At 69.3% G+C, this 24,736-nt stretch carries 22 protein-coding genes; 4 read left to right on the forward strand and 18 right to left on the reverse strand.

From position 1 onward, the window contains the following. Positions 1 to 701: hypothetical protein (locus D7V88_RS19535; protein ID WP_120542168.1), on the reverse strand; the 701-nt coding region annotated here is incomplete at its 3' end. A 112-nt stretch (positions 702 to 813) separates the two neighbouring features. On the opposite strand from D7V88_RS19535, the gene D7V88_RS19540 reads away from it, so the two are divergent. Continuing rightward, positions 814 to 1,473, forward strand: a complete 660-nt coding sequence (locus D7V88_RS19540; RefSeq protein WP_120542169.1) for an MBL fold metallo-hydrolase — start codon at positions 814 to 816, stop codon at positions 1,471 to 1,473. 25 nt (positions 1,474 to 1,498) lie between these two features. Here D7V88_RS19540 and D7V88_RS19545 read toward each other — a convergent pair whose 3' ends face one another. After that, positions 1,499 to 2,242 (reverse strand): M50 family metallopeptidase, encoded by a 744-nt coding sequence (locus D7V88_RS19545; RefSeq protein WP_120542170.1) that lies wholly within the window; start codon positions 2,240 to 2,242, stop codon positions 1,499 to 1,501. Positions 2,243 to 2,372: 130 nt separating this feature from the next. On the opposite strand from D7V88_RS19545, the gene D7V88_RS19550 reads away from it, so the two are divergent. Continuing rightward, positions 2,373 to 4,550: a S46 family peptidase gene (locus tag D7V88_RS19550; RefSeq protein ID WP_120542171.1), complete on the forward strand. Its 2,178-nt coding sequence runs from the start codon at positions 2,373 to 2,375 to the stop codon at positions 4,548 to 4,550. A 1-nt stretch (position 4,551) separates the two neighbouring features. Further along, on the forward strand, positions 4,552 to 5,208 hold the full coding sequence (locus tag D7V88_RS19555; RefSeq protein ID WP_120542172.1) for a DUF8685 domain-containing protein: 657 nt from the start codon (positions 4,552 to 4,554) through the stop codon (positions 5,206 to 5,208). A gap of 3 nt (positions 5,209 to 5,211) precedes the next feature. On the opposite strand, the gene D7V88_RS19560 is transcribed toward D7V88_RS19555, so the two are convergent. Then, positions 5,212 to 5,730 (reverse strand): RNA polymerase sigma factor, encoded by a 519-nt coding sequence (locus tag D7V88_RS19560; protein ID WP_120542173.1) that lies wholly within the window; start codon positions 5,728 to 5,730, stop codon positions 5,212 to 5,214. Positions 5,731 to 5,996: 266 nt separating this feature from the next. On the opposite strand from D7V88_RS19560, the gene D7V88_RS19565 reads away from it, so the two are divergent. After that, positions 5,997 to 7,934 carry an APC family permease gene (locus D7V88_RS19565; protein ID WP_120542174.1) on the forward strand — a complete coding sequence of 646 codons (1,938 nt, stop codon included), beginning with the start codon at positions 5,997 to 5,999 and terminating at the stop codon, positions 7,932 to 7,934. A gap of 43 nt (positions 7,935 to 7,977) precedes the next feature. On the opposite strand, the gene D7V88_RS19570 is transcribed toward D7V88_RS19565, so the two are convergent. The 15 genes from D7V88_RS19570 to gspC all read right to left on the reverse strand — a co-directional run bounded on the left by D7V88_RS19570 (position 7,978) and on the right by gspC (position 24,517). Further along, a complete protein-coding gene (locus tag D7V88_RS19570; RefSeq protein WP_120542175.1) occupies positions 7,978 to 9,609 on the reverse strand; it encodes a sigma 54-interacting transcriptional regulator in 1,632 nt (543 codons plus the stop codon). A 113-nt stretch (positions 9,610 to 9,722) separates the two neighbouring features. Further along, complete coding sequence (gene gspN / locus D7V88_RS19575; protein WP_120542176.1) at positions 9,723 to 10,703, reverse strand: type II secretion system protein GspN; 981 nt, start codon at positions 10,701 to 10,703, stop codon at positions 9,723 to 9,725. A 2-nt stretch (positions 10,704 to 10,705) separates the two neighbouring features. Then, positions 10,706 to 11,263 (reverse strand): type II secretion system protein M, encoded by a 558-nt coding sequence (locus tag D7V88_RS19580; protein ID WP_120542187.1) that lies wholly within the window; start codon positions 11,261 to 11,263, stop codon positions 10,706 to 10,708. Between the two features lie 10 nt (positions 11,264 to 11,273). Then, on the reverse strand, positions 11,274 to 12,881 hold the full coding sequence (gene pilM, locus D7V88_RS19585; RefSeq protein WP_120542177.1) for a pilus assembly protein PilM: 1,608 nt from the start codon (positions 12,879 to 12,881) through the stop codon (positions 11,274 to 11,276). A gap of 1 nt (position 12,882) precedes the next feature. Further along, complete coding sequence (locus D7V88_RS19590; protein WP_120542178.1) at positions 12,883 to 14,319, reverse strand: type II secretion system minor pseudopilin; 1,437 nt, start codon at positions 14,317 to 14,319, stop codon at positions 12,883 to 12,885. Next, positions 14,319 to 14,993 carry a type II secretion system protein GspJ gene (locus D7V88_RS19595; protein WP_120542179.1) on the reverse strand — a complete coding sequence of 225 codons (675 nt, stop codon included), beginning with the start codon at positions 14,991 to 14,993 and terminating at the stop codon, positions 14,319 to 14,321. Before D7V88_RS19595 ends, D7V88_RS19590 begins: the two co-directional genes overlap by 1 nt. Further along, positions 14,990 to 15,928: a type IV pilus modification PilV family protein gene (locus tag D7V88_RS19600; RefSeq protein ID WP_120542180.1), complete on the reverse strand. Its 939-nt coding sequence runs from the start codon at positions 15,926 to 15,928 to the stop codon at positions 14,990 to 14,992. The genes D7V88_RS19595 and D7V88_RS19600 overlap by 4 nt, the downstream gene beginning before the upstream one ends. Continuing rightward, the gene (locus D7V88_RS19605) at positions 15,925 to 16,656 is read right to left on the reverse strand and encodes a prepilin-type N-terminal cleavage/methylation domain-containing protein (RefSeq protein ID WP_120542181.1); all 732 of its coding nucleotides are present in this window, start codon (positions 16,654 to 16,656) and stop codon (positions 15,925 to 15,927) included. Before D7V88_RS19605 ends, D7V88_RS19600 begins: the two co-directional genes overlap by 4 nt. After that, positions 16,653 to 17,129 carry a type II secretion system protein GspG gene (locus tag D7V88_RS19610; RefSeq protein ID WP_120542188.1) on the reverse strand — a complete coding sequence of 159 codons (477 nt, stop codon included), beginning with the start codon at positions 17,127 to 17,129 and terminating at the stop codon, positions 16,653 to 16,655. Before D7V88_RS19610 ends, D7V88_RS19605 begins: the two co-directional genes overlap by 4 nt. 61 nt (positions 17,130 to 17,190) lie before the next feature. Further along, positions 17,191 to 17,610 (reverse strand): type II secretion system major pseudopilin GspG, encoded by a 420-nt coding sequence (gene gspG / locus D7V88_RS19615; RefSeq protein ID WP_120542182.1) that lies wholly within the window; start codon positions 17,608 to 17,610, stop codon positions 17,191 to 17,193. Between the two features lie 76 nt (positions 17,611 to 17,686). After that, positions 17,687 to 17,833 (reverse strand): hypothetical protein, encoded by a 147-nt coding sequence (locus tag D7V88_RS43660; protein ID WP_167509861.1) that lies wholly within the window; start codon positions 17,831 to 17,833, stop codon positions 17,687 to 17,689. An 18-nt stretch (positions 17,834 to 17,851) separates the two neighbouring features. Beyond that, positions 17,852 to 19,108, reverse strand: coding sequence for a type II secretion system inner membrane protein GspF (gene gspF / locus D7V88_RS19620; protein WP_120542183.1), 1,257 nt, complete (start codon positions 19,106 to 19,108; stop codon positions 17,852 to 17,854). Positions 19,109 to 19,114: 6 nt separating this feature from the next. Then, entirely contained in the window at positions 19,115 to 20,941 is a 1,827-nt protein-coding gene (gene gspE, locus D7V88_RS19625) for a type II secretion system ATPase GspE (RefSeq protein ID WP_120542184.1), read from the reverse strand. Positions 20,942 to 20,946: 5 nt separating this feature from the next. Further along, entirely contained in the window at positions 20,947 to 23,574 is a 2,628-nt protein-coding gene (gene gspD, locus D7V88_RS19630) for a type II secretion system secretin GspD (protein WP_120542185.1), read from the reverse strand. 25 nt (positions 23,575 to 23,599) lie between these two features. Then, positions 23,600 to 24,517 (reverse strand): type II secretion system protein GspC, encoded by a 918-nt coding sequence (gspC, locus tag D7V88_RS19635; RefSeq protein ID WP_208726375.1) that lies wholly within the window; start codon positions 24,515 to 24,517, stop codon positions 23,600 to 23,602. Positions 24,518 to 24,736 lie beyond the last annotated feature (219 nt).

Consider the following 24,736-nt stretch of genomic DNA (forward strand, 5'->3'; position numbering starts at 1 on the left):
CCACCATCCCCGGAATGCTCGGAAGCAGCTCCGGCCGGGGCGCGGCCCCAGTTGCCGCTGCCGTTCTTGAAGATCTGCACGCCCCGGCCGGAGCTGCTTCCGAGCATTCCGGGGATGGTGGCCTGGACGGCATTGCCGCCGGGGGGGTGGTAGACGACGCGGACCTTGCGGGCGGAGGGCAGCAGGGCGCTGGTGGCGTCCACCAGCAGGTAGACGGTGTTGCCGTCGACCTGGATGCGCTCGGGGTCCTGGCGGTCGTTGAGGTCGGCGAGCAATTCGCCGCCGTCCGTGCTGTTGGCGTCGGTGCCCAACTGGCGCACCTTCACGCGGAGCATCATCACGGGGGGGGCGTCCTGGCGCTTGTACTCGCGCACGCCCTGGATGACGACGGCCAGGTCGGCGCCGTTCTCCGGACCCTTGGTGGCCAGGTGGAGGCCGGACTGGACGCTGGAGTCGGTGTCCAGGAAGAGGGTGACGTTGGCGCAGCGCTGCTTGCACTCCTCGCCGAACGGCAGCTTGTTGAACTTCAGCCGCATGGCGAAGTCGCTGCCCTGGGGCCCGATGGTGGCGTCCACGACGACGGGGCGCTCATCGTCGCTGGTGGGCTTGTAGCGGAAGGTGGATGCGGTCCCCCGGCTCGCGGCGGAGACATTCGCGCTGGCGAGCAGCGAGCAGGCGAGCAGGGTGGGCAGGCGCTTCACGGAAGGGAGACCTCCTGAGGGGACGGGCGTCGCCACGTCAAAAGAGGCATTCAACGGGAACAGGCCCAGGGCGGCAAGCCTTGGTCGTAGAGTGGTCGCTCGGAGGACAACCATGCCCATGCCGTACGTACGCCAGTTGAAGCTGGGACCGATGGACAACTTCGTCTACCTCGTGGGGCCCGCGGACGGGCCGGAGGTGGTGGTGGTGGATCCCGCCTGGGACGTGATGGAGATCGAGTCGGCGGTGGCCCAGGACGGCAAGCGGGTGGTGGGGGCGTTCGTGTCCCACTGCCACGGCGACCACATCAACGGCCTGGAGGAGCTGCTGTCACGCCACGACGTGCCGGTGTACGCGCAGGAGGAGGAGGTCGCCTTCTCGCGCGAGCTGCGCAAGTGGGGCGGCGACGCGCTGCGTCCGCTCAAGGCGGGGGATCCGGTGCCGGTGGGCTCGCGCACGTTCCAGGCGCTGCACACGCCCGGGCACACGCCGGGGTCGCACTGCCTGCTGGCCGACGACGCGCTGGTGTCCGGGGACACGGTGTTCATCAACGGGTGCGGCCGGTGCGACCTGCCGGGCAGCAACCCGGAGGCGATGTACCTCTCGCTGTCACAGGTGCTCCTGAAGGTGCCGGACTCGGCGCGGCTGTTCCCGGGGCACGACTACGCGGACGTGCCGGTGGCGGGCATGGACGCCGTGCGCCAGAAGAACCCGTACTTCGCCTTCCCCGACATGGCGTCGTTCGTGGCGTTCCGGATGCGGCCGCGCAAGTAGGGCCGCGGCTTCCCCCGGGGCCCGGTCACACCCGCCGGGCCCGGGCCACGGGCGGCATGCGCACGCCGCCGCCGTCGCGGGGCTTCGCGTGCAGCGACCAGTACGCGGCCGCGATGAGCAGGACCACCGACAGCAGCGACCACAGCGCCGCCCAGACGATGGACGGCACCCAGGTGACGTTGGCCAGCAGCGCCGCGTCCGTCATGTTCCGCCGGGTGCTGTCCCACAGGTCGGAGCGCAGGTCGAAGAGCGCGTAGAGCGACGTGAAGGCCGCCAGGAACAGGTTGAGCGCGTCCACCACCACCGACGGCAGGAACCGCGTCCCCAGGCCCAGCGCCACCGCCATGCCCAGGCAGAACACCAGCGTGAACGGGTCCCCCGCGTAGAAGACGCCCATCACCGCCAGCCACACCGCCGCCGCGCCCATCACCGCGCGGCCCAACTGGAAGCGGAACGTGGCCACCATCAGCGCCGCGCCCGCCACCGCGCTGCCCAGGTAGCCGGACGAGTACAGCACCACCATGTTGAGGAAGCCCGGGGGGATGCGCGACATGCACTCGCCGCCCTCGTTCATTGCCAGGTGCACCCGGTCCACCGAGCCCCCCATGACCAGCGTGCCGATGGCATGCCCGCTCTCATGCATCATCACCACCAGCAGCTTCACCGGGTAGAGCACCGGCGAGTCCCAGAAATACCAGGACGCCCCCAGCATCAGCAGGAGCAGCGCCAGCCGACCGACATCCAGGGTTGCTCCGCTCGCCGTTCGCATCGCTGACTCCCTCGCCCCTGCCTGCCTGGACACCGCAACATCCAGGGGCGTTCCATCTTCCGCGAAAACGCCTTCCGCTGACACCGGAACGGTCGCGCCCGGGCACCGGACGGGGTAGGGAGGGGACACCATGAAGAAGACGCTCCTCCTCCTCTGTCTCGTGGCGGCCCCGGCCTTCGCCGGGGAAGGCAAGTGGACCCCCCAGCAGGTGCTGGAACTCAGCCCCGCCTGGCTCAAGGCCCAGGGCCTGAAGCTTCCTCCCAACAAGCTGTGGGACCCCAAAAGGGGCACTGGCCTGCTGGCGGGCACGGTGAACACCGGCGGCTGCTCCGGGTCGTTCATCTCCGCCTCCGGCCTCATCATCACCAACCACCACTGCGCCTTCGGCATCATCCAGGAGCACAGCTCCCCGCAGCGCGACCTCATCACCGGCGGCTTCCTCGCGAAGAGCCCGGCCGAGGAGCTCCCGGGCAAGGGCTCGCGCGTGCAGGTGCCGCGCGCCTTCACGGACGTGACGGCGCAGATCAACGCCGCGGTGCCTCAGGGCGCGGACGACCTGGCGCGCTACAAGGCCGTGGACCGCAAGCAGAAGGAGCTGGTCGCCGAGTGCGAGAAGCGCCCCGCCACCCGTTGCCAGGTCGCGACCTTCGATGGCGGCGTCAACTACACGCTGGTGGACGCGGTGGAGTTGCAGGACGTGCGGCTCGTGTACGCGCCGCCCCGCGCGGTGGGCGAGTACGGCGGGGAAGAGGACAACTGGTCCTGGCCGCGCCACACCGGCGACTTCTCCATCATCCGCGCGTACACCGCGCCGGACGGAAGCTCCGCCGCGTACAGCGAGAAGAACGTGCCCTACAAGGCGGAGTTCTTCTTCCCTCTGTCCACCGAGGGCGTGAAGCCGGGCGACTTCGTGATGGTGCTGGGCTACCCGGGCATGACCTACCGCACGCTGCTCGCGGACGAGATGGCCGAGCGTCAGGCGCGCCACTACCCGCGCATCCGCGACGTGCTGGGCGAGGCCATCTCCCTGCTGGAGGCCGAAGGCGAGAAGGACCCCGCGGGGAAGATCGCCGTGGCCTCGCAGCTCAAGAGCCTGCACAACGTCTACAAGAACGCGGACGGTCAGCTCACCGGCATGCGGCGCGGCCAACTGGTGGAGAAGCAGCGCGCCGCCGAAGCCACCGTCGTCGCCTGGGCCCAGAAGGGCGGCGCGAAGTGGACCGACGCGCTCCAGGCCCGCGACGCACTGCTCACCGAACAGCAGGCGTCCGCGAAGACCTTCGAGCGCGACTTCCTGCTCGGCATGTCCGGCCGTCTGGCGCAGGGGCCCGCGCTTGCGACGAGGCTGTCCCGGCTGTCCATGGAGCGCGCGAAGCCGGACCTGGAGCGCCGCCCGGAGTACATGGACCGCGAGCTGCCTCGCATCAAGGACGGCCTGGAGCGCGCCCAGAAGAACCTCTTCATCGCCGCGGACAAGGCGCTCTTGCACGCGTTCGTGAAGCGCGCCCAGGCGCTCAAGCCCGACGAGCGCATCAGCGCCGTGGACACCCACTTCGGCAAGGCCTACGTGCAGAAGGACGTCACCGCGAAGATCGACGCGCTCTACGCGGGCACGAAGGTCCTCACGCTGGCGGAGCGCCTGAAGATGGCGGACGAAACCCCCGCGCAGCTCGACGCGCGCAAGGATCCGCTGCTCGCGTTCGGCCAGGCGCTGGCCAAGGAGCAGGCGGCGCTGGATGAAACCCGCGACCGGCGTCAGGGCGCGGCGTCCCGGCTGCGGCCGGCGTGGCGCGCGGCGGTGATGGCGCAGGCGGGCAAGCCCATCGCGCCGGACGCCAACAGCACGCTGCGCGTGTCGTTCGGCAAGGTGCAGGGCTACACGCCGCGCGACGGCGCGGTGTACATGCCGCAGACGACGCTGACGGGCATGCTCCAGAAGCACACCGGCGAGGAGCCCTTCAACGCGCCCCCCAAGGTGCGCGCCACCGCGGAGGCGAAGAAGTTCGGCCCGTGGGTGGACCCCAAGCTCAAGGACGTGCCGGTGGACTTCCTGTCGGACGCGGACACCACGGGCGGCAACTCCGGCAGCCCCACGGTGAACGGCAAGGGCGAGCTGGTGGGCGTGAACTTCGACCGCGTGTGGGAGAACGTCGCGAACGACTTCGGCTACAATCCGGACGTGGCCCGGAACGTCAACGTGGACGTGCGCTACCTGCTGTGGAACCTCGACCAGGTCGAGAACGCGGACGCGCTCTTGCGTGAGCTCAACATCCGCAAGGGCTCGCCGGTGGTGAAGGAGGCGCGCTGATATGTCGGACGCGGGAGAGGGGTCGCCAGCACTTCCCACCTTCCGTCCCGAGGAACGGGTGTGCGGCAACTGCAAGCTGTGGAGTCCGCACTCCGTGGATCACCGGGGGTGGGTGGGGCCGTGCCGCATGCAGAACTCGCGCGGCATGTTTCCGCCCTCCGCCCCCATCTGTGACAAGTACGCGCCCAAGGGCTCCGCGGCCCCGCTTCCCGTGGCGCAAGGCAGTGCGCGGGGCCGCACGGCACGCAGCGTGGCGCCCGTGGTGGTGCGCCGGCGCGCGGACCCCAACGACGTGGTGGACCTGGAAGGGCTGAACATGACGCGCGAAGAGCTGATGGACATCTTCCGGGAGGCGTCCGGCCTCAGTGAGCCGCCGCTCGCCGCCAAGTGGGAGGGCGGCACGGTGCGCCTCGTCCCGGGCAACCCGGAGCTCCAGGCGAAGGACCTGCCCATCGACAACCTGTTCCACAAGGTCACGATGGTGCGCGACCGGCTGCGCGTGCTGGAGCAGAAGCTCAACGCCCACCCCAAGCTCTCCGAGGCGGAGAAGGTGGAGATGCAGAGCTACATCACCCGCGTGTACGGGTCGCTCACCAGCTTCAACGTCCTCTTCAAGGAGAAGACGGATCAATTCGTCGGCAGCAAGGGCGACGAATAGGCCTCACGGCCGCTGGCCGCGCTCCTCCATCACGGTGAGGGCGCGCTGGCGGCCCCGGTGCAGGGCGCTCTTCACCGTGCCCTCCGGGATGCGCAGGAGCCGGGCGATCTCCGCCGAGCCCAGGCCGCGCACCTCGCGCAGGTAGAGCACCTGCCGCTGCTGGGGGTTCACCTCCTCCAGCGCTTCGTGGAAGTGGCGCTGCATCTGTTCGCCCATGGCGTGCGCTTCGGGCGACACGGTCTCCTGGGGCGCATGCGTCAGCCGCTCCCGGCGCCTGCGCGCGCGCAGCCAGTTGATGCTGCTGTTGACCATCACCCGGTGCAGCCACGTGGTCCACGTCGCCCGGCCGTCCAGCCCCGGCGGTTGACGCGACAGGCGCAGGAAGACGTCCTGCACCACGTCCTCCGCGTCGTCCGTGTCCCCCACGATGCGCCGGGCGATGGCCAGGGCCCGGGGACGGTGATGGGCGTACAGGTCATTCAGGGTGGGGAAGGGGAAGACGGCGGCGGCGTGCGGGCCCATGGCGGACGGTCTCCTGTGTCTGCCTCCTGAAACGAATGGGCGCGCGAAAAGGGTCTATCGCCCCGGAGGGCAGCGGCACGGAGGCCACCGCACCGTCTTCTCGGACTCCGGGGAGGGGCCCCGGGCCGGCCGTCCTCCCGCAGGCCCCACCGGACTCCGTCCACGGAGCCGGGCCCTGGGGCCCCCACGGCGCGGCCGGTGCGCACGTTGCTGTCCTGGGGGGCGCCATGGCTCAGACGGCGGACATGGGAAGCAGGAGGCCGTACATGCCCCGGAAGCGGGAGGGCAGCGGCATCGTGGACCTGCTCCTGGGGCGCCCGCTCACCAGCGCCCAGGCGATGCAGGAGAAGACGGGCGTGCTCACCGGTGTGGCCCTGCTCGGACTGGATGCGCTGTCCTCCGCCGCGTACGGACCGGAGGCCGCGCTCACCGTGCTGCGGCCCCTGGGGCCCGCGGGGCTGTGGCTGCTCTTTCCCATCACCGCGGCCATCGTCGGGCTGCTGATGGTCGTGGCGGGCTCCTACGCGCAGACCATCGCCGCGTACCCGAGCGGCGGCGGCGCGTACACCGTGGCGAAGCAGAACCTGGGGCGGGGCGCGGGCCTGCTGGCCGCCACGGCGTTGATGCTCGACTACATGCTCAACGTGGCCGTGGGCATCTCCGCCGGCACGGGCGCGCTGGTGTCCGCGTTCCCCGCGCTCCAGCCGCATGTGCTGCCCATCGCCCTGGGCATCCTCGCGCTGCTCACCCTGGTGAACCTGCGCGGTGTGAGCGAAGCGGGCGCGGTGTTCGTCGTGCCCACGTGGTTCTTCATCGGGTCGCTCGGCGTGGTGCTGGTTGTGGGCCTGTTCAAGCTCGTCACGGGCCACGCGACGCCCATCCAGGCGCCTCCGCCCCTGGCGCTGCCCACCGCCTCCGTGGGGGCGTGGCTCGTCATCCGCGCCTTCGCCAGCGGGTGCACGGCCATGACGGGCGTGGAGGCCATCAGCAACGCCGTGCCCATCTTCCGGGACCCGACCATCCGCCGCGCGCGCGTCACGCTGGGCGTCATCGTCGGCATCCTCGTCACGATGCTGCTGGGCATCGCGCTGTTGTGCCGGGCGTACGGCGTGGGCGCGACGGTGCCCGGCTCCGTGGGCTACCAGACGGTGCTGTCGCAGCTCATCGCGGCGGTGATGGGGCGCGGCGCCTTCTACTTCGTGGCGATGGCCGCCATCCTCTGCGTGCTCGCGCTGTCCGCCAACACCAGCTACGCGGGCTTCCCGCTCGTCTGCCAGGTGCTGGCGCGCGAGCGCTACCTGCCCCCGGGCTTCGCGCACCGGGGCCGGCGGCTGGCCCTGTCGCGCGGCATCCTCACCCTGTCGGGGCTCGCGGCGCTGCTGCTCATCGCGTGCCGGGGCATCACCGACCGGCTGATTCCCCTGTTCGCCATTGGCGCGTTGATGGCCTTCACGCTGTCGCAGGCGGGCATGGTGGTGCACTGGAACCGGCACCGGGGCGAGGGCTGGCAGTGGCGCCGCGCGCTCAACGGCTTCGGCGCGGTGATGACGGCGCTCACCCTCATCATCGTCGGCGTGTCCAAGTTCGCGCACGGCGGCTGGGCCGCGTTCGTCATCATCCCCGTGGGCATCCTGCTGCTGACGCGCGTCCACGCGGCCTACACGCGCACGCGGCGGGACACGGAGTTGCGCCGCCCCGTGCACCTGTCCCCGGCCACGCCGCTGGTCGCCGTGGTGCCGGTGGACCGCTGGTCGCACGCGTCGGAGACGGCGCTGCGCTTCGCGCTGGAGCTCAGCGACGACGTGCGCGCGGTGCACATCTGCAGCGGAGACACCGACGAGCAGGAGCTGGACTCCCACTGGCAGCACTTCGTCCAGGGGCCGCTGATGGAGGCCGGCCGCATGCCTCCGCCGCTCGTGCACGTGTCGTCGCCGTACCGCGCGCTGGTGTGGCCGCTGTTGGACTACCTGGACTCGCTGCTCGCGGAGTCGCCGGGCCGCACCGTCGCCATCGTGCTGCCGGAGTTGCTGGAGGCGCGCTGGTACCGCGCCATGCTGTACGGCCGCCGCTCGGAGCTGATGCGCAGCGCGCTGCTGTTGTCCGGAGAGCGCCGGCTGGTGGTGGTCAGCGTGCCCTGGTACCTGCGCAGCGCCGGACAGACGGCGCCGCACTCGGCCTGGAACGCGCCCGACGAGCACCCGTGAAGCGCGGCAGGGGGCGCCCCGCACCGGCGCCCCCTGACGGGTGCTACTCCTGCTCGTCCTGCTTCGTCATGCCCCAGTCCTTCAGGCGCTTGAAGAGGGTGGAGCGTGCGAGGCCCAGCTCCCGGGCCACGCGCTCGCGGTTGTTGTTGAAGCGGCGCAGCGCGGTTTCGATGATCTGCCGCTCCAGCTTCTCCAGCATCTGCTCCAGCGTCATGCCCGGCGGCAGCTCCGGCACGGTGATGCCCGTCTCGCGGTTGACCTCCTGATCGAAGGAAAGGTCGCCCGCGTCGATGGAGGGCCCCTTGCGCAGGAGCAGTGCGCGGTGCACCACGTTGCGCAGCTCGCGGATGTTGCCCGGCCACGCGTGCTGCTGGAGCCGGTCCAGCGCGGGCTGGGTGAGGCGCACCGTCTGCCCGCGCGGGGCGAACGCCTTCACGAAGTGCTCCGCCAGTCCGACGACGTCCCCCCGGCGGTTGCGCAGGGGCGGCAGGTGCAGCGGCACGACGCACAGGCGGTAGTAGAGGTCCTCGCGGAAGCGGCCCTCGCGCGACGCCGCCAGCAGGTCGCGGTTGGTGGCGGCCACCACGCGCACGTCCACGTGCATGGGGCGGCTCGCGCCCACGCGCTTGATTTCACCGCTCTCCAGCGCGCGCAAGAGCTTCGCCTGGAGATCCAACGGCAGTTCTCCAATCTCATCCAGGAAGAGCGTGCCGCCGTCGGCTTCCTCGAAGGCGCCCTTGCGCGCGCCCACGGAGCCGGTGAAGGCGCCCTTCTCGTGGCCGAACAGCTCGCTCTCGATCAGCTCCTTGGAGATGGCCGCGCAGTTGACCGGGATGAGCGGCCGGTTCGAGCGCGGCGAGCACGCGTGCAGCGCGTTCGCCACCAGCTCCTTGCCCGTGCCGGACTCGCCCAGGATGGTGACGGCCGCGGTGGACGGCGCCACGCGCTGGATGAGGTCCGTGAGCTGCCGCACCGACGCGTCGCTGCCGAGGATGCCGTGGAAGGACTGCGCCTCCTTCTTCGTGGCCGGCACCGTCTCCAGGATGAGCTCCGCCTCGCCCACGCGCAGGCTGGTGGGCAGCGTCACCTCCGCCTCGAACAGGCGCACCGGGCCCAGCCACGTGCCATTGGTGGAGCGCAGGTCCACGACGTGGAACACGCCATCCTGGCGCGTCACCTTCAGGTGCTTGCCGGAGATGAACCGGTCCTGGAGCACCAGGTCGCAGCCCGCGTCCTTGCCCACCGTGAAGCTGTCGCCGGTAAGCCGGTGCACCGTCTCCGTGGTGCCCTGCTTCACGCGCACCTGCGCGGCCTGCCAGCGCTGTGCGTCCCGGCCCTGCACCGCGGTGGCGTTGCCCACGTCGGTGGCCGTGTCCGCGTCCTCGCTGGCGCCGTGCTTGCGGAACACCGCGCGCCACTGGCCCAGCTCCACGTCCGCGCCGTCAGCCAGGTCGCCCTTGTCCACCAGCTTGCCGGCGACCTTCGTGCCCTTGCCGGACAGGTCCTCCACCCGGCACTGCTGGCCATCCCACAGGAGGGCCACCTGCTGGCGGCTCACCTCGGGATCCGGAATGGCCACGTCGCTCGAGTCGCCCCGACCGAGCACCAGCCGCGCCCGGTCCACCGCCACCCGCAGCACTTCCTCGCCTCGACGGAAGAACACCAACTCCGGCATTCCGACCTCTCCCAGCGCCCCCGGCACCGGGAGCAGCGGCCAGCGCTTTACACGGCGCGTGCGCGGGCTTCAACCGGGGGCGGTGGGGACCTGGGAGAGGCCGCCTGATGTGGCTAGCGCTTGGGCCCGAAGCGCGGGCTGCTCACCATGCCGGTGAGCCGGCCGCCTCGGTAGCCCGGGTTGTCCCGGTCCTGCGGCAGCATGTTCACCGCGATGGCCAGGGGGCCCAGCCGCTGCTGGAAGGCCTGCTCGAACTTCAGCCGCACGTCGAGCCCCAGCTCGCTGTACTCCAGCCGCTTGCCCAGCTTCACCGTGCCGGAGCCCGTGCCCTCCAGGTCCTCGCTCTTGAGGTCCAGCGTCCGCACCGTGCCCATGCCCTTGTCGAACTGGAAGTCGCCCTTCAGGTCGCCCAGGAGCATGCGCGGCAGGGTCATGGGCATCGCGGGGCCCCCGCCCATGGGGATGGCCGCCGTGCCGCCCTTGATGGTGAGCCCCTGGGTGTCCAGGGCCACCGTGCCCGTCGCCTGGGACCAGTCCGCCGCCTGCCCGCGCACGAGCGCGCCCGGCGCGGTGAGGGACACCTTCGCGTTGAGCAGGCCCTCCATGTCCACGCCGGTGTAGGCCGGCAGGTTGCCGCCGCCCGCCTGCAGGCCGCTCACGTCCACGTCCAGCGACGTGGCGCTCAGGCCACCCACGGCGACGTGCACCGTGCCGCCCATGGCCTTCGCGTTCACCACCAGGCCCGGCGGGAAGAGCGCGGGACGCAGCGCCACGCTGTCGAACGTCACGGCCTCGCCCAGCTCCGCGGGGCCCAGGCCGCCGGCCTCACCCCGGGCGAGCGCCGCCACCGAGTCCGCGCCCAGCGGCGTGGGCGGCTTGCTCACGCGCACGTTGGTGGCGGTGACGCCGAACAGGCCGGGCCGCAGGCTTCCAATGCGCACCGCGAGCCCCTGGGCCGCGGCCTCCGTGACGATGCGCGTGCGGACCGCGTCGTACGGGAAGGTGAGCATCAGGCAGAGGATGAACGCCACCACGGAGAACGCGGTGTAGCCGGCGATGAGCTTCCAGCGGGCAGTCTTCGTTTCGGAGGCCATGGCTATTGCTTCATCCGGTAGGTGGCGACGGTGGTCCACGCCGTCAGGGTGTCCGTGGCCGGGCGGGGCTCCACGCGCAGGTACTTCACCTTCACGATGCCCGGGCCCGTCTCCACCGTGCGCAGGAAGTCCGTCAGCTTGCGCAGGTCCACGTCGGTGAACGTCAGCTCCACGGAGCTTTCGATGATCTTCCCGTCACCCACACCCACGTCGCCCTTGGGCGACATGTTCGGCACGGTGAGGCCCGCGGCGGTGGCCTTGTCCTCGATGTACGTGATGAGGCGCACGTTGCTGCTGGTGAGCTGCTGCTCCACCGCCTGGCGCTCCTGCTGGGCGGCGCCGTAGCTGGTCGCCAGCGCCTGCACCTCCTGCAGCTTCGCCAGCTTGTCCTGCGTGCGCCGGCGGTAGCCGGACGCGCTGTTGGCGAAGCTGAAGAGGACGACGAAGAGGACGAACACCGTCACGGCCGAACCGGCGAGGGCCACGAGCTTGCGCTCGCGGTCGCTCAGCCGCTCGAACCACGTCTGGAGCGGTGCGAAGACTTCCTTGAGCTTTCCCATGTCCGCCATCTCAGGTCTCCCCACCCTGCGTCTCGCCAGGGCACTGCACCTGCACGTCCAGGCGGAAGGTCACCTTCTGCCCATCACGCGTCTTCTCCACCTTGCCCTCCTTCACGTCCTTGAAGCAGCGGTGGCCCTTCAAGGCGGTGGAGAGCGTGTCGATCTGCTTGGAGCTGTCCGTCTCCCCCTGGAGCATCACGCGGTCCAGGTCCACCTGGATGCGGTCGAACCGCACCGGCACCTCCGGGGGCACCCGCTGGGTGATTTCCGCCAGCAGGTTCACCGCCGACATGGAGGGCAGCGCCGCGGCCGGGCTCTCCACGCCCTTGAGCATGTTGATGGCGCGGTCGTAGTTCTGTTCACACGTGCCCAGGATGCGCTGGGTCGTCTTGCACAGCACCGCGTCCACCTCCGCCTCGCGCCGCGCCAGCACCGTGTTGCGCACCACCCCGAAGGCGACGAGCAGCAGCAGCAGCGTCACGGCGAACGACGCCAGGAGGCCCAGCCGGTCCTTCACGTAGTCGTAGCCGCCCTTGAAGGCGAACTCACCCCGGCGCAGGTTGAAGCGGGGGGCCTTCGCCCCGGCCGCGTTGCCGCGCATCGCCAGCGCGTACGCCTGCGCCGCGGCGGGCGCATCCGAAGCGGGAATCTTCCCGGCCGAGTCCGCCGGCAGCGCCAGCACGCGCACCGGCAGGTTCAGGTCCTTGGACAACTGCTCCGCCAGGCCCGGCATGCGCGCGGTGCCGCCCGCCAGCACCACCGCGGTGACGGGCCGGCGGGTGCGCGCGGTGAAGGACTTGAAGGAGGGCCGCAGCTCGCGCAGCACCTGTTGCAGGCCCCGCACGAAGGCGTTCGCGGCGCGCTCGGCGTCCGGGCCCTGCGCCGCGCTGGCCATCGCGCCGTGCGCTTCCTTCCACTGGTGCGCTTCCGCCGGCGTCGTCTGGAACTCCGTGGCCAGCGCCCGCGTCAGGTCGCGCCCGCCGCCGGAGAAGGTGCGCGCGAACTCCACGCCCTGGCCCGGACGGCCAATGGCCACCGACGTGCGCTCATGGCCGATGTCCACCACCGCGATGGTGCCGCCCTCGCCCACGCCCTCGAAGAGGCCGGGCGCCTGGATGAAGAGGTTCTGGTACGCGAGCGCCGGGTGGGTGATGACGCGCGGATCCACCTGGAGGCCCGTGAGCAGCTCCAGCAGCGACTTCAGCTCCTCCTTGCGCACCACGCCCACCAGCAGGTCCGCGGCCTTGTCCTTGCCGCCGGTGTCCTTCTGGCCGACCACCTGGTAGTCGTACACGACCTCCGAGATGTCGAACGGCAGTTGGCTGCCGACCTCGAAGGGCAGCGTCGCCTCCACGCGCTTGGCGTCGGAGAAGGGCAGGCTCACCGCGTGCGTGGTGAGCGACGGGCCGGGCAGGGCGATGACGACCTGATCCACGTGCCCCTCGGGCATCTTCTGGAGCAGCTCCTCCACGGCGGCGCGCAGGGTTTCCGGGCGCTCGCCTTCCTGCGCGCGGCGCACCTCGGCGAAGGCCTGGGTGATGTGGCTTTTCGTTCCGGAGTCCAGCACCACCCCCTTCACGGAGTGGCTGCCGAGGTCCAGGCCAAGAATGCGGGCCATGCTATTCCTCTCTGTAATACACGAGCTTGCCCAGCCCGTCGTCCAGGCGGATGACCGCGGTGAGCGTCTTCTGGACGCTGCCCGCTTCTCCCACCGACTTGATGGTGAATGTCTTGCTCTTGTCGCCCAGGTAGCGGTTCTGCGCGACGTTGCCCTTGATGGCCGGGTTGACCGCGATGCCCGCCTGCTCCACCACGCCCACGAAGTCCTGCACCGACATGCCGAAGAAGCTGAACATGCGCGCGGCGCGGATGCGGCTGATGAGCTCGTTGAGGAACACCGGGTCCGTCAAGCGCGGGTCCGGACGGTTCGGGTCCGCCGCGGACATGATGGCCAGCCCCAGCATGATGGGGTCGTCGGTGTTGATGTTCGGCTTGGAGTTGATGTCCGGGTACACCGTGAGCCGGTCGCGGAAGGCCGCCATGAAGCGGTCGTTGACGCCGTGGACGCGGTACAGCTCGTCCAGGCTGTCGAAGCGCGCGTTCTTCACCTCGTAGCGCGGCTCGTAGCGGCTGTACGGTGAGCCCTCGTCCGCGAAACCCGCGACGAAGGGGTTCGTCGGGTCCTGGCGGTTGAACGCCGACTGCGTCGGGTCCTCGTCCGCCCAGTCCTTCAGCGCGATGACGGTGTCCTGCGGCGTGGAGCGCACGTGGTTCGCGTCGTCCTGCTGCCAGAGGAATTCGAAGCGCTTGTCGCCGAGCATGTCCATCATGCGCGCCGCGGTGGCCTGCGCCTCCGCGCCGCCGGTGTTCAGGCGCATGACGTTGAGCTTCTCCTCCTCGTCGCTGATGGTCGCGAGGAAGCAGCCCTCGAAGCCGCCAAAGGACCGGCGCTGCATCTGCGACGCCATCTGCATGGCCGCGCCGCCCTCTTCCCCGTCCTCCATCTGGAAGTTCGGATCCACCTCCACGGGGTCGTTCTCCAGCCGGCTGCGGGTGCCGCCGCCGCTGTCGTCCTCCACCTGCGCACCCTCGCTCTTCACCAGCCCCTTGAGCATGTGGCAGTCCACCCGCGCCAGCTTCCACAACTGGATGTTGAGCGACTGCGGCTGGAAGGCCTGACCGCCCGCGGCCGGTGTCTGGCCTCCGAGCGCGGCGCCCAACTGCCCCAGCATGGCCATGGGGTTGGGGATGGGCGTCTGGTCCACCTGCTTCTGGAAGCGCATCAGGAGCCGCCCCAGCGCGATGCCCGAACGCGCCATGTAGTAGGCGCGCACTTCATCCCGCTGGTTGGCCGCCAACTGCAGGTCCACGCGGCTGTTGTACGCGAACTCCGTGGCCACCACTGTGAGCAGCGCGATGGAGACGATGGCGATGATGAGCGCCACGCCGCGCGAGCGCTTGTCGCGGCGCACGGCCTTCGTGGCCGGCGCGCCCGGGATGGGCGCCTGCGCCTGCCTGCGACGGCGGGACACCTGTCGGAAGAAGGAGGGGGCCATCAGTTGAACCTCGGCAGTTCCGTGTTGAGCACGATGCGCGTCTGCGTGGTGTAGCGCGCTTCCTTGCCCGACTCGTCCAGGGCGACGACGGTGATGCGCACGCGCGTGGGGAGAATGGCCTTCTTCTCCGTGCGCCGCGTGTCCCATTCGTCATCCCACTCCTTCTTCTCCGAATCCCAGTAGGCGAACTCCACGCTCTTGACGCCTTCGAAGAGCACGTCCGTGGTGCCGCCCCGGTCCATGCGCTCGCCCACGTTGGGGTTCACCCGGCGCTTCAGGTCCATGCGCTGGCGCGTGGCGCGCTCCGTGGAGTTCTCCACGAAGTACTCCACCACCGCCTGGTCGGACTCCTTCACGTCCGTGTACAGGCGCTGGTGGGAGAACGTGGTGAAGAGCAGCTTGTTGCGCTCGCCAATGAAGTTGGTGGGCCGGTCGTTCTGGTCGCGGAAGCGGCGCAGGTCGTAGCGGTCGCTCACGAAGGCGGAGCCGATTTCGCGCGCCATGCGGTTGAGTGACACGCGCACCATGCGGTAGCGCTCCGCCTCGCCCTCCACCACTTCCTTGGCGTTGATGCCGGTCTGGAAGGCCATGGCCACGACGGTGCCCATGAGCGCGGTGATGGAGACGGCCACCATCACCTCCATCAGCGTGAAGCCTCGCGAACGCCTTCTCATCGGGTGCTCCCTCGGCCCGGCAGGGGCAGGTTGGGGAAGCCCCCGCGGCCACCGCCACCGCCGAAGATGCCGCCCGGCGCGCGCGGGTTGATGCCGCCCGTGCCGCCCGGCTGCTGACCTGCGCCCCGGTTGAGCTCATCCAGCAACTGCTGGCGGTTGCGCAGCGGCTGGCGCGTGTTCGGATCCAGCATCGTCCCGTTGGGACCCGGGATGGGGTTCTCCACCACGCGGCCGTTGGCATCCACCCACTGGTTCTGGGCGCCTTCGGTGTTGCCGCCCGACGCGTTGGTCGCGGCGCCGCCGTTGCGGTCGCCGCCCGGCCCCAGCGACACGACGTGCGTCACCACGTCCACGCTCTCCACCTGGGTGCCTTCCTTCCAGTACACGGTGAGGTGCACCTCGCGCACGGCCTTGGTGAGCTGGTCCACCATCTGCGTGAACATGGGCTGCGCCATGCCCATCGCCGCCCCGCCCAGCGGGCTGGAGGTGGTGGTGCCGCCGGAAGCGCCGCCCTTGTCACCGCCCGCGCCGCCGAAGAGGCCCGCGAGGCCGCCCAACGGGTCGCCGCTGTCGCCGCCCCCGCCCATGGGCAGGTTGAAGATGGCGCCAATGAGCTGGTCCGGCGTCACGCCGTCCGTCTTGGGCGCGATGATGCGCGCGCGCCACTTGAACTGGGGCCAGCCGTCGTCGGAGAAGTCGCCGGACTTCTCGTCGTCGTCGACATCGAAGCCGTCGTCGTAGAGGTCCTGCTCCAGGTCCGTCATCTTCGAGCGGGCCAGCAGCGACGCGACGGTGAGCCGCTTGGTGTAGACGTGGTTGGAGACCGCGCCCGCGTTGAGGTCGAAGATGGCCATCAGCGCCACGCTCAGGATGGCCATGGCGACCATCGTCTCCAGCAGGGTGAAGCCGCCCCGTCGTCGAGTCGGATGTCTCATGAGCGGGGCACCTCCAGCGCCTCGGATGCGATGTTCACCTTGCCCGTCAGGGGTGACACGTCCAGCGTCCACGCGTTGTCGCCCTGGCGCAGGAACACCATGGCCTTCTCCGTGTACCCCTGCGGGAAGAAGTAGAGATAGGCGACGCCGCTCTCCACCGGCTGGCGCTGTTGCCGCGTCCACACCGACACGGCCACACCCGCAGGCAGCTCTCGCGGGCTGATTTCCTCCGCCGTGTACGCGGAGAAGGTGGACTGGGACTCGATGCGCGTCTTCTCCTGCTCCATCAGCTCCTGCGCGGACGGTGACGAATTGTCCGAGCGCGTGTAGTTCTTGCGCTCATCCTGTCCACCGCCGCTGCGCGCCGCCTTCTCCCGGTCGCGCTCGTCCTCGCGCAGCGCATTGTCCCGGTCGCGCGCGGTGGTGATGCCGCCCGCGGCGCATTCCGCGTGGTACTTCGTGGGCTGCTCGCGCTTCGGGTCCGGGATTTCGAACACCAGCCGGCACGTCTTGCCGCTGAGCGCCGCCGAGTCGTAGAGCGAGCGGATGACGCCCGCGAGCTCCGTCGCGCTGCCCTTCGCCTTGGCGCCCGTGAGCGCGCCGATGCCCACCGTCACCGCGGCGAACAGCACCGCCGCGATGGCGATGGCGATGGAGATCTCAATCAGCGTCAGACCGCGGGGCGCACCCCGGCGGCGGGCAGGACGAGGGGACATGGCGGACGTCATGGCTGCACCCCCTGTGCCACGATGCCGCCGCTGAAGAGGTCCGCGGCGTCGCCGGTGCCGCCCGGCTTCCCGTCGGAGCCCAGGGACAGCACGGCGCCCGTCTTGCCCGCCATGCGGTAGACGTATGGGTGGCCCCACGGGTCGATGGGCGTCCCCTCCAGCACCCTGGAGGCGATGAGCGGCGTGAAGCCCTCCTCCTGGGTGGGGAAGAAGCCCATCAGCCGGTGGTGGGCCTTGAAGAAGCCCTCCAGGCGGCGGATCTGCTCGCGCGCCTGGCGCTGCGTGGGGGTGAGGGTGTTGTCCTCGGTGGCCCACACCAGCGCGAACGCGAGCAGGGTGGCCCCGCCGAACACGCCCAAGAGCAGCAGGCGACCCAGCCGGGAGGACGGAGCGCGGGCCTTGGGGGCGGGCGCGCCAGGAACGGGACGCGCCTCACGCGCGGACGTCGGTGAGGAAGTGTGCTCGGGAGTCATCTCGGGCATTCCTACGACAACACGCGGGAGGCGCGGCTTTGCTTCAGGAAGAATCGACGGGTTACTGCTTGGGCCCCGTGTCCTTGGAGGAGATGTCGGCGTCGGAGCCCTCGCCGCCCGGGTTGCCGTCGGAGCCGTAGCTGGTGATGACCGGCTTGCCGCCCTCGTTCATGTACACGTACTCCTTGCCCCAGGGGTCCGTGGGCATGCGCTCCAGGTTCTGGGTGTCAACCAGCGCCTTGAGGCCCGTGGCGGTGTCCGGATAGGAGCCCTTCTTCGTGTAGTAGAGCTTCATCGCGCTCTGGATGTTGCGGATGTCCAGGCGGGCGGTGTCCTGCTTGGCCTCTTCCAGCTTCGGGATGACGGCCACGCCCACCGCCGCCGCGATGAGCCCGAGGATGGTGATGACCACCATGATCTCGATGAGGGTCATGCCGCGGTTGCGGCGGGCCTGCTGCTTCTTCGCGTTCGTCGTCGTCATGTCTTCACTCACCTTCGGGTGACTGACTTTCTGGCAGGCCACCCGGCCTGGGGTGTGTCGGGATGTCAGGGGCGCTTCAGGGAGGGCCGTGGTGTCCGGAGGCCGTGGGCGGGTCCCGGTGGGCGTACAGCGAGGCTCCCACCGTCGCCAGCGTGGCGGCCAGGGCAATCAGCCCCACCAGCGTCGCGCGTTGGATCCACCGGTCGAGCGTGTCGTTCATCATGGGCTCGGCTTACGCCTCCTAATGGATGGCCGTGTTCACCTGAAGAATCGGCATCAGGATGGAGAGCGCTACGAATGCAATCATCACGCCCATCACCACGATGAGCAGGGGCTCCAGGAGGCTGGTGAGCGCACCGATGCGCACGTTCACCTGCGTCTCGTAGGAGTCCGCCACGGAGAGGAGCATGTCCTCCAACTGGCCTGATTTCTCACCGATGGCGACCATGTGGTACACGAGCGGCGGAAACTGGCCTGAGCGCTTGAGGGGCGTGGCGATGCTTTCGCCCTCGCGGATGGACTCGCGGGCGTTCTCCACCGCGTCCGCCAGCACCGAGTTCGTCATCACCGCCTTGACGATGTCCAGCGCGGCCAGCATGGGCACGCCGCTCTTGAGCAGCGTGGACAGCGTGCGCGCGAAGCGGGAGATGGCCAAGAGGCGCACCAGGCTGCCGAAGATGGGGGCCTTGAGCGTGAAGCGGTCCCACTTGGGCTTGCCCTTGGGGCTCTTCGTCCAGCGCATGAAGAAGATGAAGCCCGCCACGATGGACGGAATCACCAGGAACCACCACGCCTGCATGAAGTTGGACGCGCCGATGAGGATGCGCGTGTTCAGGGGCAGGGTGGCCTTCATCGTCTCGAAGATCTTCGTGACCTTCGGCACGACGAACACCATCAGCAGCACCAGGATGCCGCCGCCCACCAGCAACATGATGGCGGGGTAGAGCATGGTGCCGATGATCTTCTGCTGGAGCTTGGCCTGGTTCTCCGTGAAGTCCGCCAGCCGCAGCAGCACGGTGTCCAGCGCGCCGGAGGCCTCACCCGCGCGCACCATGTTGATGTAGATGCTGGGGAAGATCTTCGGGTGCTGGCTGAACGCGTCCGCCAGGGACGAGCCTTCGTTCACGCGTTGCTTGATGTCGGAGAGGGCGCGCTTCAAGCGCTCCTTCTCCGCCTGGTCCACCAGCGCGTTGAGTGAATCCACGATGGTGACGCCCGCGCCCAGCAGGGTCGCGAGCTGGCGGGTGAGGATGGCGACGTCTTCCGTGCTGACGCGACCGCCGGCCAGCTTGCGCAGGTCCACGTCGCGCGCCACGAGCGACGCGTTGGCGCCCTTGGACACGCCCGCGCGGCTGCCTTCCGCCTGCCCGAGCACGTCGGTCAGGAAGATGCCGTCCGCGCGCAGCTTGGAGCGCAGCGTCTTGGGCGAGTCCGCTTCGAGCAAGCCCTTCTTCTGCTTGCCGTGGGAGTCGAGGCCTCTGTATTCGAAGACGGGCATGGCGGACTAGATGTCCTCCTGCGTGATGCTCAGGACTTCGGCGATGGTCGTCTCGCCCAGGGCGATCTTCCGCACGCCGTCGTCCAGGAGGGTGATCATGCCCTTGGCGAGCGCGGACTTCTTGATGGTGGACGCGTCCACGTTCTTGAGCACGAGCTGGCGCACATCGTCGTCCACGAAGAGGAACTCGTAGATGCCGGAGCGACCGCGGTAGCCGTTGCGGTTGCACGACGGGCAGCCCACCGCCTTGTAGATGCGGTCGGTGTTGAAGCGGTCCTTGAAGCTCTTGAACGTGAAGCCCAGCTCCTTCAGGTCCGCGTCCGTGGGCGTGTACGGCGCGCGGCAGTCCGGGCACACCCGGCGCACGAGGCGCTGGGCGAGGATGCCGGTGAGCGACGAGGCCACGAGGAAGGGCTGCACGCCCATGTCCACCAGACGGGTGACGGCGCCGGCCGCGTCGTTGGTGTGGACGGTGGAGAGCACCAGGTGGCCCGTGAGCGAGGCCTGGATGGCGATTTCCGCCGTCTCCTTGTCGCGGATCTCACCGACCATGATGACGTCCGGGTCCTGGCGCAGGAAGGAGCGCAGGCCTTGCGCGAACGTCAGGCCGATCTTCGGGGCGATGGCCATCTGGCCAATGCCCTTGAGCTGGTATTCGACCGGGTCCTCGACGGTGAGGATGTTGAGGTCGGACGTGTTGATTTTGGAGAGCGCGCCGTAGAGCGTCGTCGTCTTGCCGGAGCCCGTGGGGCCCGTCACCAGCACGATGCCGTGCGAGCGCTTGATGACGGACTGCATCGCCGAGAGCACCTGCTGGCTCATGCCGATTTCGGCCAGGTCCAGCAGCGTCGCCGTCTTGTCCAGCAGACGCATGACGATGCGCTCGCCGAAGGACGTGGGCGTGGTGGACAGACGGATGTCGATGTCGCGACCGGCCAGCTTGATGCGGATGCGGCCGTCCTGCGGCAGGCGCTTCTCCGCGATGTTGAGCTGCCCCATCACCTTGACGCGCGCGATGATGGAGTTCTGGTAGCGCTTGGGCGGCTTGATGACTTCCTGGAGCACGCCGTCGATGCGGAAGCGCACCAGCAGTTCGCGCTCCCCGGGCTCGATGTGGATATCGCTCGCGCGCTCCTTGGCGGCGCGGAAGAGCACGGAGTTCACGAGCCGAATGACCGGGGCCTCGTCGTCCGCGTCCAGCAGGTCCTTGGGCTCCTCCAGCTCGTGCGCGAGGGAGTCCAGGTCCTCGGTGGTCTCCATCTCGTCCACGAGGTCCGCGGTCTCGTTGACCGAACGGTCGTACACGCTGTTGATGGCGTCCACGATGGTGGAGGCGAGCGCGATGCGGGGCTGGATGCTCTGGCCCAGCAGCAACCGCGCGTGGTCCAACGCGGTGGTGTCCAGCGGATCCGCCACCGCGAGGATGACCTCGTCACCCTCCAGGGACAGGGGCAGCAACTGCGTCTGGCGGGCGAAGTTGATGGGGATGCGCTTGACCAGATTCGCGTCCACCTCCTCCACGAAGATGCGCTGGAGGTAGGGCAGGTCCAACTGGTGGCCGAGCGCGCGCGCCACGTCCTCTTCGGTGATCGCCTTCATGCCCACCAGGATTTCGCCCAGCCGGCCACCCTTCTCCTGCTGCGCGGCGAGCGCCTCCTGGATCTTCTCCGGGGTGAGGGCAGGGACGAGCGCGCGGAGGATCTCCCCGAGCGGCCGGCCACACAGGTACGCCTGCCCGTGGGCGACGACCTGGGTGGAGTCGTTGCGGCCGCCCACCACGTCAGTGGACGCGTCAGCGGCTTGGAGGGTCGTGGGGTCGGCGGTCAGGTTCATGAAGGTTACTCCCCATTTCCCGGCTGGATGCGCAGCCGGTCGGCGTCGGCGTCCGGAGCGGGCGCGATCACCTCGGGTTGCGGTGCCGGTTCAGCGGGCACTGATCTCTCTGAACCTTCCTGAGGCGCTTCGAAATTTCGCGGAGCCTGCTCGCCCTCGGGGGAGGGCGTGGCGCCGTTCGGCGAAGCAGGCGCTTGCGTGCCGGGCTGGCTTCCGGGACGGGCGCCGGGGGCGGGGCTGCCCGCCGGGCGGATGACGCGCTCGTTGGTGGTGCCGGGCCCACCGTTCTCCACGCGCTGCTCCTCCTTGATGACGGACTGGTTCATGCGCGACAGGGGACCGGGCTTGCGGCTGAAGTCCACCGCCACGTCGTAGCCGGGGACCTGGCCGTAGAACTGCTCCACGAACTGCTGACGCTCCTTCATCTTGCGCTCGAAGATGCGCCGGAAGTCCTCCTGGCCGCGGATGATGTAGGGCGTGAGGAACAGCAGCAGGTTCGTCTTCGTCTTGCGGCGCGTGGTGTCGCGGAACAGGTGACCCAGGAGCGGGATGTCACCCAGCACCGGCACCTTGGAGACGGACTCCAGGGTGCGGTCCTGCATGATGCCGCCGATGACGACCGTCTCCATGTCCTTGGCGATGACCGTCGTCTTCGCGCTGCGCTTCGACGTGGTGGGGCCGAGCACCGGGTCCGACGAGGCGATCTCCTCCGTCTGCTCCGTGATGACGAGGCGGATGTAGTCGCTCTCGTTGATCTGCGGCTTCACGGTGAGCTTGAGCTCCACGTTCTGGCGGGTGATGGGCGCGTACAGCGAACCCAGGCCGCCCAGCGAACCCAGGAGCGACGGGGTGATGCCGCCGGTGGTGCCGCCGCCCGCGACCGCGCCGCCCAGGCTGGACGGGGAGAAGCCGGACTGGAAGGGCACGTTCTGGCCCACCGTGATCTCCGCCTCCTCGTTGTCGCTGGTGAGCAGGTGCGGCGTGGACAGCACGTTCACGTCGGAGGACTGCTGCATGGCGTTGAGCACCACGCCGAAGGCCGGGATGTCGATGCCCAGGTTCTTGAGCTCCGGCAGGACGGGGCCCTGGATGCCGGCGAGGAAGCCGCCCATGCTGGCCAGGTTCGCCAGCGAGAAGGATGGGGGCACGCCGCCGCCGGCGTAGTTGGTGCCGAAGATGCCGGGGATGGCGCCGTCGTCCGTCTTCAGGCTGAAGCCCTGGTGGAAGTTGATGCCGAACTCGCTGTTGCGGTCCAGGTTCACTTCCATGATGACCGCCTCCACGAACACCTGGCGGCGCGGCTGATCCAACTGCTGGATGATCTTGACGATGTTCTTGTAGTCGGACGGGCTGGCGACGATGACGAGCGAGTTCGTGCCCTTGTCCGCGGAGATCTTCACCTCGCCGCTGAACAGCTCCGCGGCCTGGGTGGTGGTCGCGCGCGGGATGCCCTGGGGCTGCTGCACCACGGGGCCGCGCTGCGGGCGGTTGGCGGTGCCCTGCGCCAGCGACTGGAGGGTGCTGGCCAGCTCTTCCGAGTTGGCGTTCTCCAGCGGGTAGACCTGGATCTTGTTGCCCGTCTCCGACGGGATGTCGACTTCCTTGACGATGTCCTGGATGCGGCTGAAGGCCGCGGGGCTGGCCACGACGATGAGCTTGTTGGTGCGCTCGTCCGGGATGATCTGCGACAGCGTCACCGCGCCGCCCGTGTCGGTGCCGCCGCCCGGGGCGACGCCGCCCTCGGCGCCGGGAGGCTGGCCGGGGACGCCCTGCGGGAAGCTGCCGGGGCGCTGGCCGGGGCGGGCGCCGCTCTTGGCTTCGAAGAGCTTCTGCACGGTGTTCGCGACGTCCTGGGCGGTGGCGTACTGCACCTGGATGATGCGCATCTCATCGCTGGAGGAGCGGCTGTCCAGTTGGTTGATGAGGCGCTCCAGGCGGTGGATGTTGGAGCCCACGTCGTTGACGATGATCGTGTCCGGCGGGTACGGGATGGTGTCGCCGTCCTTGGACACCAACTGCTGGAGCACGCCGCGCAGGGGCTCCACTTCCACGTACTTGATCTTGAACAGCTTGGTGATCATCTGCTCGTTCGTGGTGTACGGCGTCGATTCGTCCACGATCGTCGGGATGGGGTTCTGCTTCGCGGACCGCTTGTCGACGATCTTCAGGAAGCGGCCGTACGGGTAGACGGCGAGCCCGTTGGCGTCGAGCGCGGCCAGGAACGCGGAGTAGAACGATTCCGAGTCCACCTCCACGCGGCCGTTCTCCGGACCGATGATGGAGATCTTCCCGCGCACGTTCTCCGGGAGGATGAACGTGCGGCAGGTGGCGTCCGACACGGTCTGGACGAGCTTCTCGATGTCCACCTTGTCGAAGTAGATGCCATAGCGCGCGCGGCGCCGGGCCTCTTCACACGTGGGCGTCTGGCGCGGCCCCTGGTTCTCCTCCGGGGCCGCGGTGACCGTGCCCGTGGTGCGGGCCGGCGGGGTGGTCCCCTGCGGGGTGATGGTGCGGTCGCGGTCGCGGTCCGGGGCCGCGGGGGGCGTACCGGGCTGCGACGGACGGCGCTGGGCCCACGCGGGCACGGAGAGCGCGAGGCACAAACAGAGCATCCAGGACGGGAGCGTCTTCATGGAGGAGCGGGCGCTGACGGGGTGTTTAACGGACGTTGTAGGATTTGCGGATCGGCGCTCCGTTGCGCTCGATCTCGATCTCGATGCGGGAGGAGTCCTTCATCTTCGAATAGACCTCCAACGCCTTCTCGGGGCTGTTCAGGTCGAAGCCGTTGATGCGACGGATGACGTCTCCGTTCTGGACGCCGATCTTCGAATAGATGGAGTCCGGGCGGATGGAGAACAGCTTGAAGCCCACCGCCTGACCATCCTTGAAGGCGGGCACGATGCGCGCCTGCATGGCCACGTCGTTGAGGTTGGCCAGGGTCTTGTCGATTTCCGCCTTGGGGACTTCGTACTCGTTCTCCCCGGTGGACTTGATGCCGGTGCCCAGGCCGTTGGGCGCGGGGGCGGTCGGCGCGGTGACGGGCGGGGTGTAGGCAGCGACGGCGCCGTCCCCGGGCTGCCCGTCGATGAACTCCTTGCGACCGCCGTTGTTGATGATGACGCGCTCGCGTTCAATCTCCATGACGGTGGCGCCCATCAGGTCGTTGCCGATCATGTACGTCTGCGAGCGCTGCGTGGTCATGTCCTGGATGGACGCGAAGGACCAGTCCGGATTGCTGGCGACGAGCGTGCCCAGCAGCTTCACCCGCAGGCCGCTCTTGGCCGGGGGGGCGTTGGCGTCGAACTCCGGACGGGTCTGATCCGGCGGCTTCACCGCGACCTCCGGCTCCGGCAGCTTCACGCCGGTGAGCTTCGACAGGCGCTCCGCGTCGATGGACGCCAGCGTGGTGTCCGCGGCGTGGGTGCGCTGCGCGACGCGCGCGGGCGCCTCCGACGCGGGCGAGGGGGAGATGGAGGATTCGACGAACAGATTCACCGTGCGCGCCGCCAACAGGGCGACGAGCAGGATGAACAGCAGGTTCACGCTCCAGAAGTATTTACGAAAGAAGAGTTCCATCACGCTTCCGGGAGAAAGCCAGCCCCACATGGGACCGTGAGCAAGGCAGGTGCCATCGCTGGGCGGGTGGGAAACCCAGGACTTACGGCCAAGTACGCGAAATTATTTCGGAATAGGACGGCTCCCCGGCTTTGGGAGCGGGGCTGACAACGCGTCCGGACAATTTGTCAAAAGCAGGCAGGGGCCGGTGTGACGGCCTGTCAGTCCGGCGTCCCGGGA

Source organism: Corallococcus terminator, from assembly GCF_003611635.1.
Taxonomy (GTDB): Bacteria; Myxococcota; Myxococcia; order Myxococcales; family Myxococcaceae; genus Corallococcus; species Corallococcus terminator.

Bases quoted from the DNA above. Each gene is read 5' to 3' on its own strand.
- D7V88_RS19600 (WP_120542180.1), bottom strand. From the start codon at position 15,928: ATGAGACATCCGACTCGACGACGGGGCGGCTTCACCCTGCTGGAGACG.
- D7V88_RS19590 (WP_120542178.1), bottom strand. From the start codon at position 14,319: ATGGCCCCCTCCTTCTTCCGACAGGTGTCCCGCCGTCGCAGGCAGGCG.
- D7V88_RS19545 (WP_120542170.1), bottom strand. From the start codon at position 2,242: ATGCGAACGGCGAGCGGAGCAACCCTGGATGTCGGTCGGCTGGCGCTG.
- gspF (WP_120542183.1), bottom strand. From the start codon at position 19,108: ATGCCCGTCTTCGAATACAGAGGCCTCGACTCCCACGGCAAGCAGAAG.
- gspG (WP_120542182.1), bottom strand. From the start codon at position 17,610: ATGACGACGACGAACGCGAAGAAGCAGCAGGCCCGCCGCAACCGCGGC.
- gspE (WP_120542184.1), bottom strand. From the start codon at position 20,941: ATGAACCTGACCGCCGACCCCACGACCCTCCAAGCCGCTGACGCGTCC.
- D7V88_RS19580 (WP_120542187.1), bottom strand. From the start codon at position 11,263: ATGGGAAAGCTCAAGGAAGTCTTCGCACCGCTCCAGACGTGGTTCGAG.
- gspC (WP_208726375.1), bottom strand. From the start codon at position 24,517: ATGGAACTCTTCTTTCGTAAATACTTCTGGAGCGTGAACCTGCTGTTC.
- D7V88_RS19610 (WP_120542188.1), bottom strand. From the start codon at position 17,129: ATGACTCCCGAGCACACTTCCTCACCGACGTCCGCGCGTGAGGCGCGT.
- gspN (WP_120542176.1), bottom strand. From the start codon at position 10,703: ATGGCCTCCGAAACGAAGACTGCCCGCTGGAAGCTCATCGCCGGCTAC.
- pilM (WP_120542177.1), bottom strand. From the start codon at position 12,881: ATGGCCCGCATTCTTGGCCTGGACCTCGGCAGCCACTCCGTGAAGGGG.
- D7V88_RS19595 (WP_120542179.1), bottom strand. From the start codon at position 14,993: ATGAGAAGGCGTTCGCGAGGCTTCACGCTGATGGAGGTGATGGTGGCC.
- D7V88_RS43660 (WP_167509861.1), bottom strand. From the start codon at position 17,833: ATGATGAACGACACGCTCGACCGGTGGATCCAACGCGCGACGCTGGTG.
- D7V88_RS19540 (WP_120542169.1), top strand. From the start codon at position 814: ATGCCCATGCCGTACGTACGCCAGTTGAAGCTGGGACCGATGGACAAC.
- D7V88_RS19555 (WP_120542172.1), top strand. From the start codon at position 4,552: ATGTCGGACGCGGGAGAGGGGTCGCCAGCACTTCCCACCTTCCGTCCC.
- gspD (WP_120542185.1), bottom strand. From the start codon at position 23,574: ATGAAGACGCTCCCGTCCTGGATGCTCTGTTTGTGCCTCGCGCTCTCC.
- D7V88_RS19550 (WP_120542171.1), top strand. From the start codon at position 2,373: ATGAAGAAGACGCTCCTCCTCCTCTGTCTCGTGGCGGCCCCGGCCTTC.
- D7V88_RS19570 (WP_120542175.1), bottom strand. From the start codon at position 9,609: ATGCCGGAGTTGGTGTTCTTCCGTCGAGGCGAGGAAGTGCTGCGGGTG.
- D7V88_RS19565 (WP_120542174.1), top strand. From the start codon at position 5,997: ATGCCCCGGAAGCGGGAGGGCAGCGGCATCGTGGACCTGCTCCTGGGG.
- D7V88_RS19560 (WP_120542173.1), bottom strand. From the start codon at position 5,730: ATGGGCCCGCACGCCGCCGCCGTCTTCCCCTTCCCCACCCTGAATGAC.
- D7V88_RS19605 (WP_120542181.1), bottom strand. From the start codon at position 16,656: ATGACGTCCGCCATGTCCCCTCGTCCTGCCCGCCGCCGGGGTGCGCCC.